The following is a 17,197-nucleotide window of genomic DNA, read 5'->3' as shown; positions in this document are numbered from 1 at the left end:
TTCACGGCCAACAGCTAAGAATATAGTAGAAAGACAAGCAAAAACAGAGAAAGGTGAAATTGAGTACGCTCAATTTCACCTTTCTCACTATTTGAAGCTAGTTATGGCCCAACCTCTTTTTTTTGAGTGCAACATAACGGCCATCTGGCACAACCAGTCGTAAAGCTCCAGCTATCCTGTAACTTAAGTGGGGCTTCCGTTGAATGACTTTAACGCTTTTATTCCTAGTTAAGATAGAAGAAATCTAATTAATACCAATAATTTGTGATAATATAACTAATGGCAATATAATCTATTTATTAGTTTCTGGGTTTTTATTGAGTAAAGGAGCAGGTATGAAGGAATTTTACAGTCATATCGATAAAAAAATCTATTACAGTATTGTATTTATTATTATCGCTATCATGATGATCGGTCTATTTGTGGAAAATCCCTATTTTGGTGCCATTAGTACTGGATATATTTTTCAAATTGCACAAGTTATACTTCTGTCTGCATGCTTATTGCTGTATCCAAAGTATGAGACTCGTCTTTTTAGAATGATGATCATGATGGTCTTGGCCTTTTATTTTTATACGCTATTTTTTCTGTACCCTGGGACATGGTCCACCTTTATTTTTCTATGTCTAATGCCGGCATTTTCAATTTTGTATTTTGATCCAAAGCTCTTTTATTTTTCGCTGCTTTTGAACAACCTATCAATCCTGTTCATATTTGGGTTTATCACATTTAGTGACTTTGGAAATTTCTATCCTTATATCAAGCTGGATCCCGCAGGCAATGTCATTAATTTTATTGGCAGTCAGATCATTATCTATTTTATCTTTTACATATCGTATCGAAGAATCAAGAAACAGCAAGTATATTTTGAACAAATCCAGCACGCTGAGCGCATGAAGACAACCGGCCAGCTGGCGGCTGCCGTGGCACATGAAATCAGAAATCCATTGACCGTCGTAAAAGGCTTTCTGCAATTATATGAAGAAGACCCTTCCTTCAGTAAGGAGAAAAAGAGGCATTTTACGTTGATGGTAGATGAGTTGAATACAGCCGAACAGGTCATATCTCAATTTCTATCAATTGCGAAGCCTAATATGGAGCCAGAGACAGAATCAGTAGATGTAAAGGCTGTTCTTCAAAGTGTGACAGACTTACTTCATTCATATGGATTATTGCATGATAACCAGATTGAATTAAAGGTGGAGGAGGACTGCTATATCGCCGCCAACACCATAGAGTTTAAACAATTATTAATCAACATTATCAAGAACGCAATTGAGGCTTCTGAATTTGGCGGCTCTGTCCTTTTAACTGCTGACAGGAACAAAGATGTTGCAACAATTAAAGTGACTGACTTTGGACACGGCATGTCAGAGGAGGAAGTGAAGGCCCTTGGCACTCCGTTTTATTCTTTGAAAAGTAAAGGGACAGGACTGGGAATGATGATTTGCTACAACATTGCCGAGAAATATAATGGAACCATCAGCATTCAAAGTACGAAAGGGAAAGGAACGACCGTCATCATCCAATTTCCCCTTGCCAAAAATCAGGGATAAGGGAACATTTCCTGTTGCCTACCCCTGTTCAAATATCCTTTACACTAGCCGCGCTTTCACACTAAGGGATAAAATAAGAATGAAATTTTGATAGAATGGTCATGTTTTTTACATAAATGATGGGTGAGAAGATTGAAACGAACACGTGATCAATTGTGATAAGATCGTTTGAAAGAAGACCAGCAAAAAGGAAGGGGAAAATAATATGACGAAGGAAACGAAAACTTTATCTGGACTTAACTTTAACATGTGGAAACAAGACGAAAACACCATTCATCTTTCCATTAAAAATCCTCACGAAGGGAAAGAGTCTTGGCTGACAAGCATTGAGCATACTGATAAGCACAATGGAGAACAAAGAGCAAGAACTCATAACAATCTGTTTAGGGATTTAAAATCAATCTTAGAGCAAAATGGGAAGTGGTAATAACCGGACTTCTCTACTCTCAGTAACCTTCAATAACAAGGACCGCTTGGTGTTGCGAACATCAACGGTCTATAGGTTATTTGATTTTTACCATTGAATTTGTTTTGGAGTAAACTGGCATTGGATTATATGATCTGGAACTCTAAAAAATATCGATCAAAAATCTACTTATAATCCTCGTTTTCCTCTATTAACATAATTGGATATAGGCAATAAGAACTATCATTCACATACTTTTCTGCTCCCTAATTAAGAATTTAGCAGGATTTTTCAATTGGTCTCCTTTGGTAAAATTTACTATATACCTAGTGAACGAAGCTGGAGGAGACTGGATGGATTTAAGTAAGGTGGACGATGCAGCTGTACGGCTGGCTAAGCTGGCAAAGATAAGATATAAGATTTTAGCCCTGGAAGGATACAGGGGAAATGTGAGGCAGGCCCTGCAGAGTCTGGAGGATGCCAAACGTACATACAAGGTCGCACATGGAAGTTATACAGGTTCCTGGCAGGGAGATACCAGGAGAGCCTATGAAGAGATGGCATTGGAATTGAACCATACGGGAAACAGGGCTTATCATACAGGGGAAGAGCTGCTGCGAGCACTGAACCGCGAAATCTCCAGGCTCCACAGCGAGGAGCGGGCATTAAAATGAGCCGGATTCAAATCAACGCGGATCAGCTGGAGGCCTTTGCAGACCAAATCGGCAGGGCGGAGCAGGAATGCGACCATGCGCTTAACGCTATCAATTGGCATCTGGGATCTCTCGCAGCCAATTTCCCGGGAACCATGCCAGCTTCCATTGAAAACCTGGAAGCCGATTTTAACTATCAAATCAAAAAGTACAAACACAAACTCGACGATGTACAGCGTCTCGTAAAATTGACCGCTTCTAGCACAAGGCAGTCCGAACAAAGCCTCGCCGGAAAGGTCGGCGGATTCCTGCTCGAAATGGTCGGATGGTATGACATCCAGCGGCTGGCTGGCGAGTATGACCCGGTTACCGGCGAAAAGCTGTCCGCCGGGGACAAAGCCCTGGCAGGACTCATGCTGGCACTGACCATCTTCCCGCCTGCAAAAGCAGTCGGGGTCGGTGGTAAAGCCGTTTCGATGGGAGTAAAAGCCGGCAAAGGGGCAGCCGCAAAGACCGGATTTGCCGCCATCGCCAAAACCCCCGAAGTGTTCAAGGGCATCCGAAACGTCGTCAGCACACAAAAGGTCCAAAAAGCCTTCAAAGATGTGTACAATGATGTAGTCGTGGCCCCTTTCTCCGCCACCAGGCAATGGATCGCCAACACAGCAAAAGCAATGGGGGATGTACGGATTCCGTCCTTGGGGAAAGCTACTGCCACAGCAGGAGGCCCTTCTTTCAATGATATTACTGTAAGGGAAGCTTTTAGCGAAGCCAAGGAAAATATTGTGAAGATGGCGGCTGAGACGGAGGAACGGTGGAAGGGGTTTGTTGATAAGGGTATAGATAATGCTTCTGTAACCAACAAAAGTAATTTATATAGAGGTGATAGTTTACTTCACTCTCCAACTAGACCAAATGGAATTGGTAAACCTCATATATCGAGTTCAGGTAATTTAGTTCCAGCCAGTAAGGATGGTTTATATAAAGGGCGACAAGTAACTGTTACAGAGCATATACTTGGAGGTTATAGAAAAGGAGCTAAATCTAATAGTCCTTATACTAGTTTTACAAATAACAAAAATGTGATTGGAAATTATGGAGAAAATGCAATTGAACTAGATTTATCAGCCTTAAGGAAAGATATACAGTCTGGAAAGGTAAAAGATGTTGTTATACTTTCCCCAAAACAGATTCAAAAGTTAATTGAAAGAGATGTTGTTTCTTCGCATTTTTGGAAGAATAGAGCAATTAACTGGACTAAAAGGGATAATGAGTATTTGATTAAAGGGGAAGTTCCTAGCCACTATATTAAGGTTTCGCCTAAGGAGTGAGAATTTTGAAACTATACTTTTTAAACGAGTTTTTAGGAGATATACGCAACATTAGTGTTGAAGGGATGTGGATTAATGCTGAAATTACCCCTTCGAAAAATATAGATAAATTCAGCGATTTTTTTGCAAAGATTGTAGATGAGGAAGCTGATTTTGAAGAAACTAATTATAACGAAGAATGGTTAGATGATAGCAATTGGTATATTATTGATAATGAAAATAGGAAAAAGGGTATATACATACCTGCAGTTTATCCTGACAGGGAAATTAACTGGAGGTGGAGATAATTTACAGATAGAAAGTATTGATTATAATTAGAGATTATTAAAAAACCTTGATTGGCTAAAGCCTTTCAAGGTTTTTTGTGCGGGGATACCCAGTCCCGAAGGTTTTACTTTTTGTTGTGGGGCTCCCAAGTAACGAATAATTTATTTTTTAGACAGAGAATATGATTAAGCCTTGTATGCCCTAGTATAATGTTTTAACAAATTATATAGTACGTACATCAACCTATTTAATGTTTACCTAATGAAATTAATCATAAAAACATCAGTTACCACCATTTTCATTGTCAACTCCTTACCTTTAATTTTTTTCGCAGCTTTTTACGTACAAAGAACGATTACTAGAACAGAGGACTGCACAGTTCTAAGTAATCCAAAGAATAGTGAAAATAAAAAAGTGGCTTTCTGACCTTAATAGTGGTCTTACATTACCAATTAGGTATTAGGGAGATAGAGAGGTAATTTGTAGAAATGTAATAAGAAACTCAGCAGAAGTTGAAAATGTAACGAACGCAAAAATTGTTCTTAAAAAGGACAATAATGGTGATTTTATACTAATAGGATATCCAGTCAAATAGAAAGAGAGGAATTCCAATGGATGAACAATATGATTTCATTGTAGAGGTAGAAGATTTTTTAGGAGGAACATTTCACCAAGATATCAGCTCTCCAGAACAAGCATTGGATGACTTCATAAATGAAGCTAATAAAGAATGTCTATTGTTTACAATAAAATATTGTGAAGAGTTTTTACATAGTGAATTAACAAAACAAGAAAAGGAACGGATTATTCAAGATAATGCAGAAATTTATTTTCCAGCAACTGAATTTACCCCTCTTCAGTGGATAAATAAATTAGTAGAAGTAATAAAAAAAGCTGTCAAAACAAAATGAATAATTTTAAATAGAGAACCTTGAATTGCTAAAGCCTATTCAAGGTTTATTTTTTGAGGTCTACACTGTGCTGAAATTTGCGGACACCACAAAAATGTAAAAAATTTTAAGGGGTCCGAAATGTCATCAAAACACTAAAGGTCCAAAAAGCTTTCAAAGAAGTCTATTAGGATGAGTCGGGACTCCTTTTTTCACAACTAGGCAGTGGAACGCTAATATGCCAAAGCATTCGGGCTACTGAAGTTTAGATCTTTGGGTCAGTTCGCAATCAATATATCCATAAAAAATAATCCACCCTTGAGCTTGCCGGCCTCTGGTGGATTATTCCCATTATAGCTGTCCCCCTTGAAGGGAACTCTCTATTGACTGAACGTTTGGAGGTATTTTTACCAGTGGCTTTTTTAATATATTTGAGTTCTTATTTATATTATACCCAAGAGGTTTTAGAGTGAACAAGTGAGAGCCGTACAGTCAGACCTAAAGAGTTTTAGCCGTAAAACATCAGTTTCTTATTAGTCTCCTATATGGAGGAGCCGCCAAAGGCTACGTATTTTCATACTTCTTTAGTTCAAGTTTTTATGTAACAGGATTATTCTGGATTCTGACTGTGTTCTCCTTTGGGATAGAAGAGTGAATAATAAAAAGACAGACCAAATAACAGTTTTGTTGGGTCTTTTTATTACAAAATCAAGGTTTCTTTGCAGATGTACCAAAGCCAGCAAAAACGGAAAATACCTATTGTCCTTTCTGATTAATATTCTGTTTCTATGGGATATTACCTGAGATAGTTAAAGATTTAGCTGGGAAATGTTGTATAATTTAATAAGGAATTATTTTATAGGAGTTGGTTTTTTGTCAAAAAAAACGAATGTCTCCCTTATCATGTGCCTTATTTTCGCCATGTTTTTAGTGGGCTGTATCAATAAATCTTCGAATGAGTTTGATTTAAGTCAACTTTCCAGGGTAGATATTGAAGTGGTTCAGGAAGATGGAAGCTATGGAGAAGCTGAAATGATTACGGATGAAGAAACGGTAGATGCATTAAGAAAAGCATTTAAACAAATTAAGTGGGAGCCAAATGTAGAACCTAAAATGGGTAGAAAAGAAGATATAAAGGCAACCCTATTCTTCAAATATGATGAGAATATGCCTGAAAGATTATTTGAATACCAGATTTGGTTCATTCAAAGTAATGATACCGCAACAATTATTAGTAACAATGAAAAAGAACGGTATGGAACTTTAGAAAAAGACAATGCACAGATATTAGAAAAAATATTACTCAAAAACTAAAAGAGCAGAAACTCCTGCTCTTTTAGTTATGATCGATACTGTTTATATATTTAATTTAAATGCAATTTGACCAAATAAAAGAGTTTTCCCTAAAAGAGAACCCGTTTTCAATTATTGGCCTTCCTTTTTGCATTTTGTATAACCAGCTTAGTGAGCTCAGGGCATTACTATTATAACTAAAACAGAATTTATTCATCACTAACACCATTCCTAAAGTATTTTACAAATGCCGCCCGATCAATAAACGCCCCTATGAAAATACCAACCGTATAACGAATAAGATCCACAAAGATAAATCCATGCCCCAATACCAAAGCTCCAGGCAAGGTTCCCCGGATCTGATTGATCCAGTCCCCTTGATACAATTGGCTGAATTCAATAGCAAAACTAAATAACAAACTTGCCACAATGGCAGTTACAATTCCTTTCCGGATCAGAAGAAATCGGAAACCAAAATAGACCATCATCGCCCAAAACGCATCCCCGGCATTCTCCGCCAGAAAAGGGTACAGGTTATTACTATATGTTCTCGAGGCTAGTCCCAATAAAATAAGGATCAGCACCAACACGGTATAAACGATCCTTAATGTTCAGTTAGCGGTATTCAATAAAATCACCTTTGTAATGAGGAAATTAAAGAAGCGTTTGTTAAACATTCTAAATGATAATAAAGAAGAAGTGGAACATTAAGTGAAGTAATTGGAAACTTTTTAGTGCTGTTTACCAGCTGCTTTTATAAAAAAAGGGTTACTGATACGCAATAAAACATACGGGTTCGACCGCATTTTAGAAGGGTATAGTAGAGGGAGAATTGAAATCTTATATATATGAAAGGCGAATGTAACTGCTGCACTTATAACTAAAGGTCAAGGAAGATAGGAGGAGGAAAGGCCAAATGACTCAACAAGATGAGATAAAAAAAGATCAACTGAATGACTTAATAAAATCCATTTATGAAGGTTTGGTAGATTCAAAGCTGCCTTCAGCGATCAAAGACAAAATAAAACTGGAACTGGAACAATTGAAGGAATTTACCTTGAATGCGCGGCCGGCGCGGATTGCCATTGTCGGGCGAAGGGGCGCAGGAAAATCCAGCTTGATCAATGCCATTTTTAGTGAACAGAGAGCGGAAATTGGCGATGTGAAGGCCAGAACCGGGATTGGGAAGTGGCATACCTACACATCGGCTTCAGGCAATCTTGAAATACTCGATACAAGGGGGCTTGGGGAGGCTGAACGACCGGAAGAGGAAATTTCACAGGCCACAGCCATGGAAGAGATTCAGGTTTCCATTAAAGAAAAGTGCCCGGATGCCATCTTATTTTTATGTAAAGCCAAGGAAGTAAGCTCCCGGATTGATGAAGACTTGATGCAGCTGTCAGAGCTGAAACGAACGATTGAGAGTGAGCACCAATTTGATATCCCAATCGTGGGAATCGTCACCCAGGTGGATGAATTAAGTCCTAAATCCGTCGATCAGCCGCCGTTTGAACATGAAGTCAAACAAAAGAATATAGCGGATGCGGTGGAAGTTTTATCAACAAAACTAAGGGATTCCGTCTCCAACCCTGTTCAGGTGATCCCTGTGAGCAGCTATATGGAATTTGAAAACGGGGAGATTGTCTACGATACTAGATGGAATATCGATCTATTACTCGATTTTTTAATCGAACAGCTGCCCAACCAGGCCCAATTAAAGCTCGCTCAGCTCTCGCAGTTAAAGTCCGTTCAAAAAAAACTGGCTAGAAGGATTGGCAAAAGTATCTCGGGAGTAACGGGGGCTATTGGAGCAAGTCCCATTCCAATAGCGGATATCCCCATCATCACGGGACTGCAGATGTTTCTGGTCACAACCATTGGCTTAATTGGCGGAAAGAAACTAGATAAAAAAGGGATAGCGGAGTTCTTAAGTGCATTAGGTCTAAATGTAGCCGCTGGCTTTGCCTTTAGACAAGTGGCCCGCCAGCTACTTAAAGTTATCCCCGTAGGGGGAAACATCATTTCTGGAGCCGTCGCGACCGCAGGGACATATGCCTTATCGGAAGCGGCCATCGCCTATTTTATCGATGAAGTGTCAATCGAAAGCACGAAGCAGCAATTTAACAAGGTATTTAAGGAAAGAAAAGAAAATAATTCGTAGAGAATGTAGTTAGTCCGCTTAATTAGCGGGCTCTTTTTTTCTATACAAACTCTTTCAGTGGTAATCCCACCGGATCGTTACGTATTTTTACAGGTCGCTTATAAACTTTGGTTTTCAGAATACTTAAAAAGAAAATGACTTTAATGATATGGGAATAAGAGGTATATGAAAATTTAAAAATAGGTACAGCTTTTAGTGACCCTTCTGCTATAATCACTCGTTGGGGGGAGATAGATACATGTTCATGTTTATAGGGATTATCGCTTTTTTAGCCTTTGTGTTTTTTGTTTTCAAGGGCATTGTTTCTTTATTTAAAAGGAAGAACTGGAAAGGTGATTTTATAATTGCGGTTGGCTCTTTTGTTTTATTCGCAGCTATGGCAATCATTGATGGTACAGTCAATCCGCCTGCTGAAGAGACAAGCAAGCAGGAAGAGCGGCAGGCCAATGAAGAGAAGAAGGAAGAAGCGGAACCGACTAAGAAGGAAGAAGAACAAAAAGAAGAGTCTGCTTCAAAGGAAGAGTCAAAGGACAAAGCCAAAACGGAAGAGCAGAAGCAAGCTCAGCCAAAACCTGCTCAGCCAAAACCGGCTACTCCAGCGGCTAAAGGGGTTCGGGCAAAAGTCGTCCGCGTGATTGATGGGGATACGATTGAAGTACTGATGGATGGAGAGCAAAAAGAGATTCGCATGTTATTGATCGATACACCGGAAACGAAGCATCCACAAAAGCCAGTTGAGCCTTTTGGACCGGAAGCATCACAGTTTGCTACGGAAACTCTTAAAAACAAAACCGTTGGCATTCAGGTGGGCAAGGAGAAAGCAGACAGGTATGGCCGAATCTTGGCTTACGTCTGGGTCGGAAATAAAACCTACCAGGAAATGGTCCTGGAAAAAGGGTTGGCTGCAACGGCTTATTTGTATAATGATTTAACAATGCTAGATGAATTTCATGAAGCACAAGATATTGCGAGAAATAAGAAGATTGGTGTCTGGTCCATTCCAGGCTATGCCCATGTAGATCACGATCACGGCTTCCACTATGAGGAAGAGCCAAAAGCTGACCCTGCTCCGGCACCTAAGCCAAAACCAGCACCAAAATCAGTTCCAGCGCCAGAACCAACTCCAGCTCCAGAGTATTTCCAAAACTGTACAGAGCTGAGAAAGATTTATCCTGATGGAGTACCAGCCGGGCACCCGGCCTATGATTCCAAACATGACAGGGACAAAGACAATTATGCTTGTGAGCGATAAGAAAGAGGCAGTGGAAATCCCGCTGCTTCTTTTTTAATGCCTAAAAAAAGTATTAAACCGTGGCTAAAGCAGAAGAGTTAAGTGAATTAATATCCCCCTTGGTAAAAGAACAACCTTAGTTAGTGCTTACTTGGAACTATGAGTCTATCCATCTATGAATAGGTGGATAGACTGGGAGATGACGAACAAAGTAAAGTTCGTACCATTTAAAAAAAGCAAAACCCAGTTTTCTACCAATTTCAGGAGGATTGAAAAGGATTGAGGGAGAATTCTAAGAGAAATGATTGATCAGGATGGCCTCGTCGTTGGATTGCATAGGATGAAGATTTTAAAAAAATTTAAAGTCCATTTGCCTATAGAAATTAGAAGCTGCCAGAAGACATTAAAATAAAAGGGGTCAATAACATGAAAAAGAGAAATATCTTATTTTCTTCGGTCCTGGGTGTTGTACTGGCAGGGGGACTTGGGTATGGCGGAGTGTATGCGATTAATTCGGCGCAGCCTGTAAAAGAATTTCGAAGTCAAGGCAAAAGTGAACCCTTTGAGAGCTTTGAAGATATGGAGAGGAAATCCACATTGATCGTCATTGGGAAAAAATTAGACAAGGAAGTGCCAACGTTTCATGAAGATGGGGACGGAGGCATCCTGGGTGGATTTACTATTTCGGATGTTGAGGTCAAAGAGGTAATCAAAAATACCACTGGTGACGAAATGGGGAATAAGACAGTCATCAAAGTGCTGGAAAACGCTGCATCAGGGACGATTAGACACGGCCAAAAGGTTACATATTCGGTTAATGGATATAAACTCATGAAAGAGAGTAAGCATTATATTCTCATCATGAATGAGAGCTCAAGTGATGAAGGGGTCTATATCCCAATGGGAGCAGTGATTGGGAAAGCTCCTCTGGATGGAAAAGATGGGGAATTAGAAATAGATATCAATGACAGTGAAAATCCCAAGAGAATGGATAGCTAGTGCTGTTAAAAAATTCAAAGCAAAAGCTGGCGCTGCAATCGATTAGAAAGGAAAGAAGCCTGGCGCTAAGTCCGGCTTTTTTTCGTTTGGAGGTAGCGGGAATGGAAAAGGCTTGTTTGTATATGGAAGCCGAAGAGCAGAGCGGTATGCATTCTAAAAGACGGTAAACCTCCGTTTCCTGGACTCGACCAATTAAGATAAAAAAATGAAGGCAATCTATGTTATAATGAACTGTTCTTACGTCTTACCGAAGATGGCACTGAGAGTGGATGTGATATACAAATGCTCCATCAAGGTGCTGACGGTCTATGAGACAATTGTCCGTTCAAGGAGGGAAAACGGTGAACATCATTTATGAAGGAACCCTGCAACAGGGCGGGGAGTCATTTACAGTTAGTGAGTTATCCTTAGAAAATATAAATGAAATAATCGCTTTGCAGAATACTGTGATCAATTCTCTGGAAAAGAAGGAAACACTCCAGCCGCTTACGAAAAAGGAGTTTCTAAATATATTATCAGGAAATGGTTTAATGCTTGGAGTATTTCTAGAAGAGCGGCTTATAGGTTTTCGTGCTCTCCTGGTTCCTGAAATTGATGAGGATCATTTAGGCCGGGATATCGGGTTGAGCGAAGAAGAGCTTCCAGGAGTCATTTACCAGGAAGTCTCCATTGTCCATCAGAAATACCGAGGCAACCGACTGCAGCAAACCTTAGCAATCCTCATCATGCAAGAACTGATGAAGACAGACAACAGCTTTACCCATATCTGCTGCACGGTAGCACCGTTTAACATTCCAAGTCTAAAAGATAAATTTGCACAGGGCATGGAAATCGCTGCTTTAAAAGAGAAATACGGCGGAATGCTGCGTTATGTTTTTGTAAAGGAATTATCAGAGGGACGCGATAAAGACTGGTCGGAAATCACCAGACTTAAGATGGGCGATACAAAAGCGCAACAGGAAATGCTGGCAGCGGGCTGGCGCGGAATCCAGCTGGAATTGGAAGATGGGGAATACTGGGTGAGTTTTGGGAGGAACCAGGAGAATTAAAAGAACAGCACCATTGGATGATAACTTAGTTCTTTATAGCTTACAGTACCAATCGGATACCGTCAGCAAAACCAGATGATTCTTACACCGGGTTAAGCTAAGTTGGCAGAATGGAACTGTGCCCTGTATACTCATTTCTATAGAATAGAATAAAATAGGTAGGCAAGAGGTTCTAAATATATTAATATTTCCTTTCATTCATAGTTAATACAGTCTTCATTTGCAATAATAATAGTTTGTTAAAAAGCCTTATCGTCATTGTGCTGATGAAGATCTTTTTCTATCCAACTGTCGCTGCTTTTGGTCTTCATCGCCATGATGAAGGCCTTTTTTTTATCCGACTATCACTGCGTTTGGTCTTCATCGGCTTGATGAAGACCTTTTTCTATCTAACTGTCGCTGCAGTTGGTCTTCATCGGCTTGATGAAGACCTTTTTCTATTCAACTGACGCTGCGTTTGGTCTTCATCGTCCTGATGAAGACCTTTCTTTATTCAACTGACGCTGCGTCGGGTTTTCATCGCCGTGATGAAGCCCTTTTTTTATCCAACTATCACTGCGTTTGGTCTTCATCGCCATGATGAAGGTCTTTTTTATCCAACTATCACTGCGCTTGGTCTTCATCGGCTTGATGAATCCCTTTTTTTAACCAACTATCGCAGCAGTTGGTCTTCATCGCCATGATGAAGGACTTTTTTTATCAAACTGTCGCTGCGCTTGGTCTTCATCGGCTTGATGAAGACCTTTTTCTATCCAACAATCGCAGCGGGTTACTGATAAGGCTTTTTCATAAATCAACTGTGAATTGTTTATGAGCAAACAAGCTAAAAAGGAAGCAGAAACAAAATAGGCGTCTTAATCAGTGGCAACTCCCTGTTTATGACATATTTTGGTTGTGAGTACATGAAATGCCTAAGGTTGTTTACCAATTGACGGTTCTTTCATGCATTGCTCGTCCCGTTCCATTTTTGTTCACGGGTCTTATAAATATGACGGAGGGTATGCACATGAATGATTTTCAAAATGAATTACAAATGCTGAATCTTGGAGATTTTAATGTAAATCAGGCTGTTCCTTGGGATCAAAATCAGTACTATGCTGATGATTCCAGGCAATTTGGCGTTATTGGCGTTGGATTTGGCCGTTGCTTCAGCTGTTTCTCCTGTTACAGCTGCTTTAACTGCTTCCGCTGCCATAATTGCTTCAACTGTTTCCGCTGTCACAACTGCTTCCATGGAGGAGGCCGCTGCGGCGGTCGGTGCGGAGGCCGTTGCGGCGGTTATTAACACAAGTTTTTCCCAGTGAAATTCTCGCACTTAAGGACAAGAGACTGGCCCCTGCTTAGCTTCTGCAGGGGTCTTTCTCTTTACGTCCATACATATGAGACAAATCGTACCTCATAGGATGATAGTATACGTGACGATTTTGTCTGGTAATAGATCACGTGTAAGGAGGAGCAGGATGGCCAATTTGACCCCCTCTATGCGTTTAAAAGTAAAAAGGGACACCTTATATCTCCCTGATCCCAACCATGGTGTGTATTTCCGGAACAATGTAAGTTCGTTCCGCATGGAAGGCAGCCATGTTCATCAGTGGATTGAAAAGCTCATGCCAATGTTCAACGGGGAGAACACAATGGCGAAGCTGACAGAAGGATTGCCCGGTCCATACCGGAATCGAGTGTATGAAATTGCAGAAGTGCTTTTACAAAATGGATTTGTCCGGGATGTCAGCCAGGACCTTCCACATCTTCTGGAAGAACGGACTCTGAAAACATATGCCGCTCAAATTGAATTTTTGGACAGTTTTCGGGGTTCCGGAGCATTCCATTTTGAAAGGTATCGACAGGCAAAAGTGCTTGCGATTGGATCTGGTTCTATTCTTACATCGCTTGTTTCTTCCTTGTTTGAATCAGGGCTGCCTTCATTGAACGTAGTGATAACAGACTCGTCACCTACGAATCGAGAACGGTTGACGGAACTCGTGAATCATTTTCAGACAACTGACCACGAGGTGGCTTTAGAGGAAATCACTGTGGAGAACGGGGAGTCTGGTTCCTGGCAGGAGATTGTGCGGAGGTATGATGCGATTTTATATGTTTCAGAGGAGGAGAATATAGAGGAGCTGAGGGCACTCCATTCCATTTGCAAAGAAGAACAGAAGCTATTCCTTCCTTCGCTGTGCCTCGAGGATTATGGAATGGCAGGTCCGCTGGTGCATAAGGACTCAGCAGGAGGCTGGGAGTCTGCATGGCGCAGACTGCACCTGCCTGAACAAGAGGAAGGCGTGCAGTCCTCCGGCTTCTCACCAGTAGCAGGGGCCGTGCTCGCTAATGTTATTGCATTTGAACTATTTAAAAAAATCACAGAAGTAACGGAGCCGGAACAACTGGACCGATTTTACCTGCTTAATTTAACTACCCTCGAAGGAAGCTGGCATTCATTTTTGCCCCATCCATTTGTAACAGGCGATCTATCTGCCCGCTGGGTGGAAGATGTGGATGTGCTGTGCAAACAAAGAGACCGCAACCTTGAACCCGGTCAATTGCTACTTTTCTTTAATAAGCTGACTTCTCCGGAGTCAGGCATTTTCCATATTTGGGAGGAGGAAGAATTAAAGCAGCTGCCTCTGGCTCAATGCAAAGTCCAGGCAGTCAACGTGCTGTCTGAGGGGCCGGTGTCGCTTCTGCCGGAAAAAGTCTGTTCTGGCCTCACTCATGAGGAGGCAAGAAGGGAAGCGGGGCTTACAGGCATTGAAGAGTATTTCCTGCAAACGGTCCATCTGCTTCTTCCTTCTCACCCTAAAAAAAAGAATAGGGCAGTACAGAATTTGACTGTTGGCATCGGCGCAGGGGAAAGTGCCGCGGAAGCACTGTGCCGGGGACTGCAGCGATACCTGGAGCAGGAGCTGTCCGATCGGGAGCACAATCGGGAGTATTATGTAACTCCGGTTTCCCTTGGTAAAGTGGAAGATGAACGATGCCAGTTTTATTTACAGTCACTAAAAAGAATGCAGGGGGAGCCAATCATTGGGGTAGGAGAAGAAGTATCGGGGTTCCCGGTCGTGTGGGTCGGTACGAGTGAAGGATGGTTCCGCAGTACAGGGCTGAATTTGACCCTGGCGCTGCAGCAAGCATTAAAACAGGCTCTGATGAAGGCACAAAATCAAGAGGATTTTCTCGCAGCCCAATCAGTAGAATCTGTGTTTCATTCGGGGGAATCGGCGGAAAACCTTGAGATCCGTTCCTCCCAGGAAACATCACAATCCGAGCTGTTGGAGTCAGCCCTGCAGCTCCTGGAACAAAATCATAGGCAGCTAATGGTGTTTGAAATCAAAGCAGAACCAGTGCTGACAGAGGGGCTGGCTGGTGTGTTTGGAGTGCTGATTAGAGAGGAGGAATCCTCGTGAAATCGGTAGTGATTGTCGGTGAAGGAATGCTGGCTGGCTATATGTTCGACAAACTGTCCGCCACAAGCCATGTCGTTCGCCTGGCGGATTTCGAGGGTGGGATGCCGAAAAAGTCCGATTTGATTCTTGTGCTCCATGATCACTGGAATTCTTCCATCCATAAAAAGGCGGAAGAAGTCTGTTTGCGCTCCGGCGTTCCCTGGCTGCGAGGGTTCATCCTCTTTGGGGAGGGTGTTATTGGGCCGCTGGTCCGCCCGGGTACGCCAGGATGCAGCCAATGTGCAGACCGAAGATACGTAATGGCAGGACGCGACCGAAAAGAAATGTGGGAAATAAAACAAAAAGCGGGAATGCAAGGAAGTTCCCGGAGCGATGTGTGGGCATCGCATCAAGGACTTTTACACATGGTCAGCCTGCTTGAGGCAGAGGTGCAGGAGATTCTGCAAGGGAGGCAGGAAGAGCAGGGAAAGATCTTTTTAATCAACCTGAAAACATTGAACAGTTCTCGGCATACCTTTCTTCCTGATGCGTTATGTCCGGTCTGCGGGAAAGTGCCGGATGATTCCGAGAGCCGCGCCGTCATCTCCCTGAAACCATGCCATAAAATCAGCTCTGACAGCTACCGTTGTCTTTCGATGGATGATCTAAGCAACGTGCTGGCAAAAGACTATCTGGATAATCGCACCGGCTTTTTAAATGGCAAAATGTATGACCTTGTCCCGCCATTTGCGGATGTCAGTGTAAATCTGCCCTTGTTTATGGGGGATGAAGGTGTAGCAGGACGGACTCACTCCTATAAAATAAGTGAGTCCACCGCCATACTGGAGGGGCTCGAAAGGTACTGCGGCCTTGGCCCCCGTGGAAAAAGAACCGTTGTTCATGACAGTTACCGAAATCTAGAGGATCAGGCGCTCAATCCCGTGAAGGTCGGTGTACATGCAAAGGAACAGTATACCAGCCGAGGTTTTCCTTTTAGGGAGTTCAATCCGGACCAGCCGATGAACTGGGTATGGGGGTATTCATTTTTACAGGAGCGTTCGATTCTCGTTCCAGAGCTCCTTGCCTATTACAGTTTGGGCTGCGGTGATGGATTTGTATACGAAACAAGCAACGGGTGCGCCCTGGGAGGAAGCTTGGAGGAGGCCATTTTCCACGGGATCATGGAAGTGGTGGAGCGAGATTCATTTCTCCTGACCTGGTATGCCAAGCTAAGCCTGCCTCGTCTGGACCCTGAGTCCGCAGGTGATGAAGAATTGCAGCTGATGATTGACCGTGTGCGAACAGTGGCTGGATATGAGCTTCATTTCTTCAACTCGACAATGGAAAACGGCATCCCAAGTATTTTGGCTATCGCTAAAAACACGAAAGAAAAAGGGCTGAATTTAATCTGTGCGGCTGGCGCCCATCTGGATCCGCTGAGAGCCGTGAAGAGTGCCTTTCACGAACTTGCGGCCATGATGCTTACGCTAGACGATAAATTGGAGGCCGGACGGGAGACATTCCTCGGTATGCTGCAGGATTCCTCCCTGGTAAGAAAAATGGATGACCACGGCATGATTTACGGTTTGCCCGAGGCGGAAAAACGTCTGCAGTTTTTGCTGGAGGATAACCGGCCATTGCGGACCTTCTCCGAGGAATTCAAGTGGGAGGGCAAGCATGCAGACCTGACAGAAGATTTAAAGGACATTCTTCAGGCGTTTCGCCAATTGAACCTGGATGTGATTGTGGTGGATCAAACGACACCTGAAACCCTTCGAAACAGTCTGCATTGCGTGAAGGTACTGATTCCGGGGATGTTGCCGATGACATTCGGATATCACCTGACCCGCATTACCGGGCTGGAAAGGGTATTGAAGGTCCCTAAGCTACTGGGATATACGAAGCAGCCATTATCACTGGAACAGCTTAATCCATATCCGCATCCGTTTCCATAAGGGGGAGTAGGGGGCCTGAA

Annotated in this window: 17 protein-coding genes; 15 read left to right on the top strand and 2 right to left on the bottom strand. The window is 42.2% G+C overall.

Annotation, left to right across the window (positions count from 1 at the left end; all coding sequences use genetic code 11):
• Window positions 1-335: 335 nt before the first annotated feature.
• The 7 genes from EV146_RS08980 (at window position 336) to EV146_RS08950 (ending at window position 6,417) form a co-directional block, all read left to right on the top strand.
• Window positions 336-1,556: a sensor histidine kinase gene (locus EV146_RS08980; RefSeq protein WP_132004838.1), complete on the top strand. Its 1,221-nt coding sequence runs from the start codon at window positions 336-338 to the stop codon at window positions 1,554-1,556.
• A 205-nt stretch (window positions 1,557-1,761) separates the two neighbouring features.
• Complete coding sequence (locus EV146_RS08975; RefSeq protein WP_121612642.1) at window positions 1,762-1,983, top strand: hypothetical protein; 222 nt, start codon at window positions 1,762-1,764, stop codon at window positions 1,981-1,983.
• Between the two features lie 332 nt (window positions 1,984-2,315).
• Window positions 2,316-2,636 carry a DUF5082 domain-containing protein gene (locus EV146_RS08970; protein ID WP_132004835.1) on the top strand — a complete coding sequence of 107 codons (321 nt, stop codon included), beginning with the start codon at window positions 2,316-2,318 and terminating at the stop codon, window positions 2,634-2,636.
• Window positions 2,633-3,946 (top strand): pre-toxin TG domain-containing protein, encoded by a 1,314-nt coding sequence (locus tag EV146_RS08965; RefSeq protein ID WP_241993870.1) that lies wholly within the window; start codon window positions 2,633-2,635, stop codon window positions 3,944-3,946. Before EV146_RS08970 ends, EV146_RS08965 begins: the two co-directional genes overlap by 4 nt.
• 5 nt (window positions 3,947-3,951) lie before the next feature.
• Window positions 3,952-4,233 (top strand): hypothetical protein, encoded by a 282-nt coding sequence (locus EV146_RS08960; RefSeq protein ID WP_132004832.1) that lies wholly within the window; start codon window positions 3,952-3,954, stop codon window positions 4,231-4,233.
• Between the two features lie 591 nt (window positions 4,234-4,824).
• Window positions 4,825-5,124, top strand: coding sequence for a contact-dependent growth inhibition system immunity protein (locus EV146_RS08955; protein WP_132004829.1), 300 nt, complete (start codon window positions 4,825-4,827; stop codon window positions 5,122-5,124).
• Window positions 5,125-5,976: 852 nt separating this feature from the next.
• A complete protein-coding gene (locus EV146_RS08950; protein ID WP_132004826.1) occupies window positions 5,977-6,417 on the top strand; it encodes a hypothetical protein in 441 nt (146 codons plus the stop codon).
• Window positions 6,418-6,605: 188 nt separating this feature from the next.
• On the opposite strand, the gene EV146_RS08945 is transcribed toward EV146_RS08950, so the two are convergent.
• Window positions 6,606-6,986, bottom strand: coding sequence for a ribosomal maturation YjgA family protein (locus EV146_RS08945; RefSeq protein ID WP_241993868.1), 381 nt, complete (start codon window positions 6,984-6,986; stop codon window positions 6,606-6,608).
• A gap of 326 nt (window positions 6,987-7,312) precedes the next feature.
• On the opposite strand from EV146_RS08945, the gene EV146_RS08940 reads away from it, so the two are divergent.
• The 5 genes from EV146_RS08940 (at window position 7,313) to EV146_RS08920 (ending at window position 12,285) form a co-directional block, all read left to right on the top strand.
• Window positions 7,313-8,557 (top strand): GTPase family protein, encoded by a 1,245-nt coding sequence (locus EV146_RS08940; protein WP_132004820.1) that lies wholly within the window; start codon window positions 7,313-7,315, stop codon window positions 8,555-8,557.
• Window positions 8,558-8,795: 238 nt separating this feature from the next.
• Window positions 8,796-9,809 (top strand): thermonuclease family protein, encoded by a 1,014-nt coding sequence (locus tag EV146_RS08935; protein WP_132004931.1) that lies wholly within the window; start codon window positions 8,796-8,798, stop codon window positions 9,807-9,809.
• Window positions 9,810-10,214: 405 nt separating this feature from the next.
• Window positions 10,215-10,787, top strand: coding sequence for a hypothetical protein (locus EV146_RS08930; protein WP_132004816.1), 573 nt, complete (start codon window positions 10,215-10,217; stop codon window positions 10,785-10,787).
• Between the two features lie 341 nt (window positions 10,788-11,128).
• Window positions 11,129-11,836, top strand: a complete 708-nt coding sequence (locus EV146_RS08925) for a GNAT family N-acetyltransferase (RefSeq protein WP_132004813.1) — start codon at window positions 11,129-11,131, stop codon at window positions 11,834-11,836.
• Between the two features lie 236 nt (window positions 11,837-12,072).
• Window positions 12,073-12,285 carry a hypothetical protein gene (locus tag EV146_RS08920; RefSeq protein WP_132004810.1) on the top strand — a complete coding sequence of 71 codons (213 nt, stop codon included), beginning with the start codon at window positions 12,073-12,075 and terminating at the stop codon, window positions 12,283-12,285.
• A gap of 15 nt (window positions 12,286-12,300) precedes the next feature.
• On the opposite strand, the gene EV146_RS26930 is transcribed toward EV146_RS08920, so the two are convergent.
• On the bottom strand, window positions 12,301-12,459 hold the full coding sequence (locus EV146_RS26930; protein ID WP_158287054.1) for a hypothetical protein: 159 nt from the start codon (window positions 12,457-12,459) through the stop codon (window positions 12,301-12,303).
• Between the two features lie 284 nt (window positions 12,460-12,743).
• Here EV146_RS26930 and EV146_RS08915 point away from each other — a divergent pair, with 284 nt between their 5' ends.
• From EV146_RS08915 to EV146_RS08905, 3 genes are all read left to right on the top strand, one after another.
• Window positions 12,744-13,121 carry a heterocycloanthracin/sonorensin family bacteriocin gene (locus EV146_RS08915; RefSeq protein ID WP_338419211.1) on the top strand — a complete coding sequence of 126 codons (378 nt, stop codon included), beginning with the start codon at window positions 12,744-12,746 and terminating at the stop codon, window positions 13,119-13,121.
• Window positions 13,122-13,296: 175 nt separating this feature from the next.
• The gene (locus EV146_RS08910) at window positions 13,297-15,243 is read left to right on the top strand and encodes a putative thiazole-containing bacteriocin maturation protein (protein WP_132004804.1); all 1,947 of its coding nucleotides are present in this window, start codon (window positions 13,297-13,299) and stop codon (window positions 15,241-15,243) included.
• Between the two features lie 26 nt (window positions 15,244-15,269).
• On the top strand, window positions 15,270-17,177 hold the full coding sequence (locus EV146_RS08905) for a TOMM precursor leader peptide-binding protein (RefSeq protein WP_132004928.1): 1,908 nt from the start codon (window positions 15,270-15,272) through the stop codon (window positions 17,175-17,177).
• The last annotated feature ends 20 nt before the right edge of the window (window positions 17,178-17,197 follow it).

It is taken from the genome of Mesobacillus foraminis (assembly GCF_004340465.1).
In the GTDB taxonomy this organism is placed as follows: Bacteria; Bacillota; Bacilli; order Bacillales; family Cytobacillaceae; genus Mesobacillus_B; species Mesobacillus_B foraminis.
The sequence above is the reverse complement of the archived record's forward strand: the minus strand, read 5'-3'. Positions and strand labels throughout refer to the sequence as shown.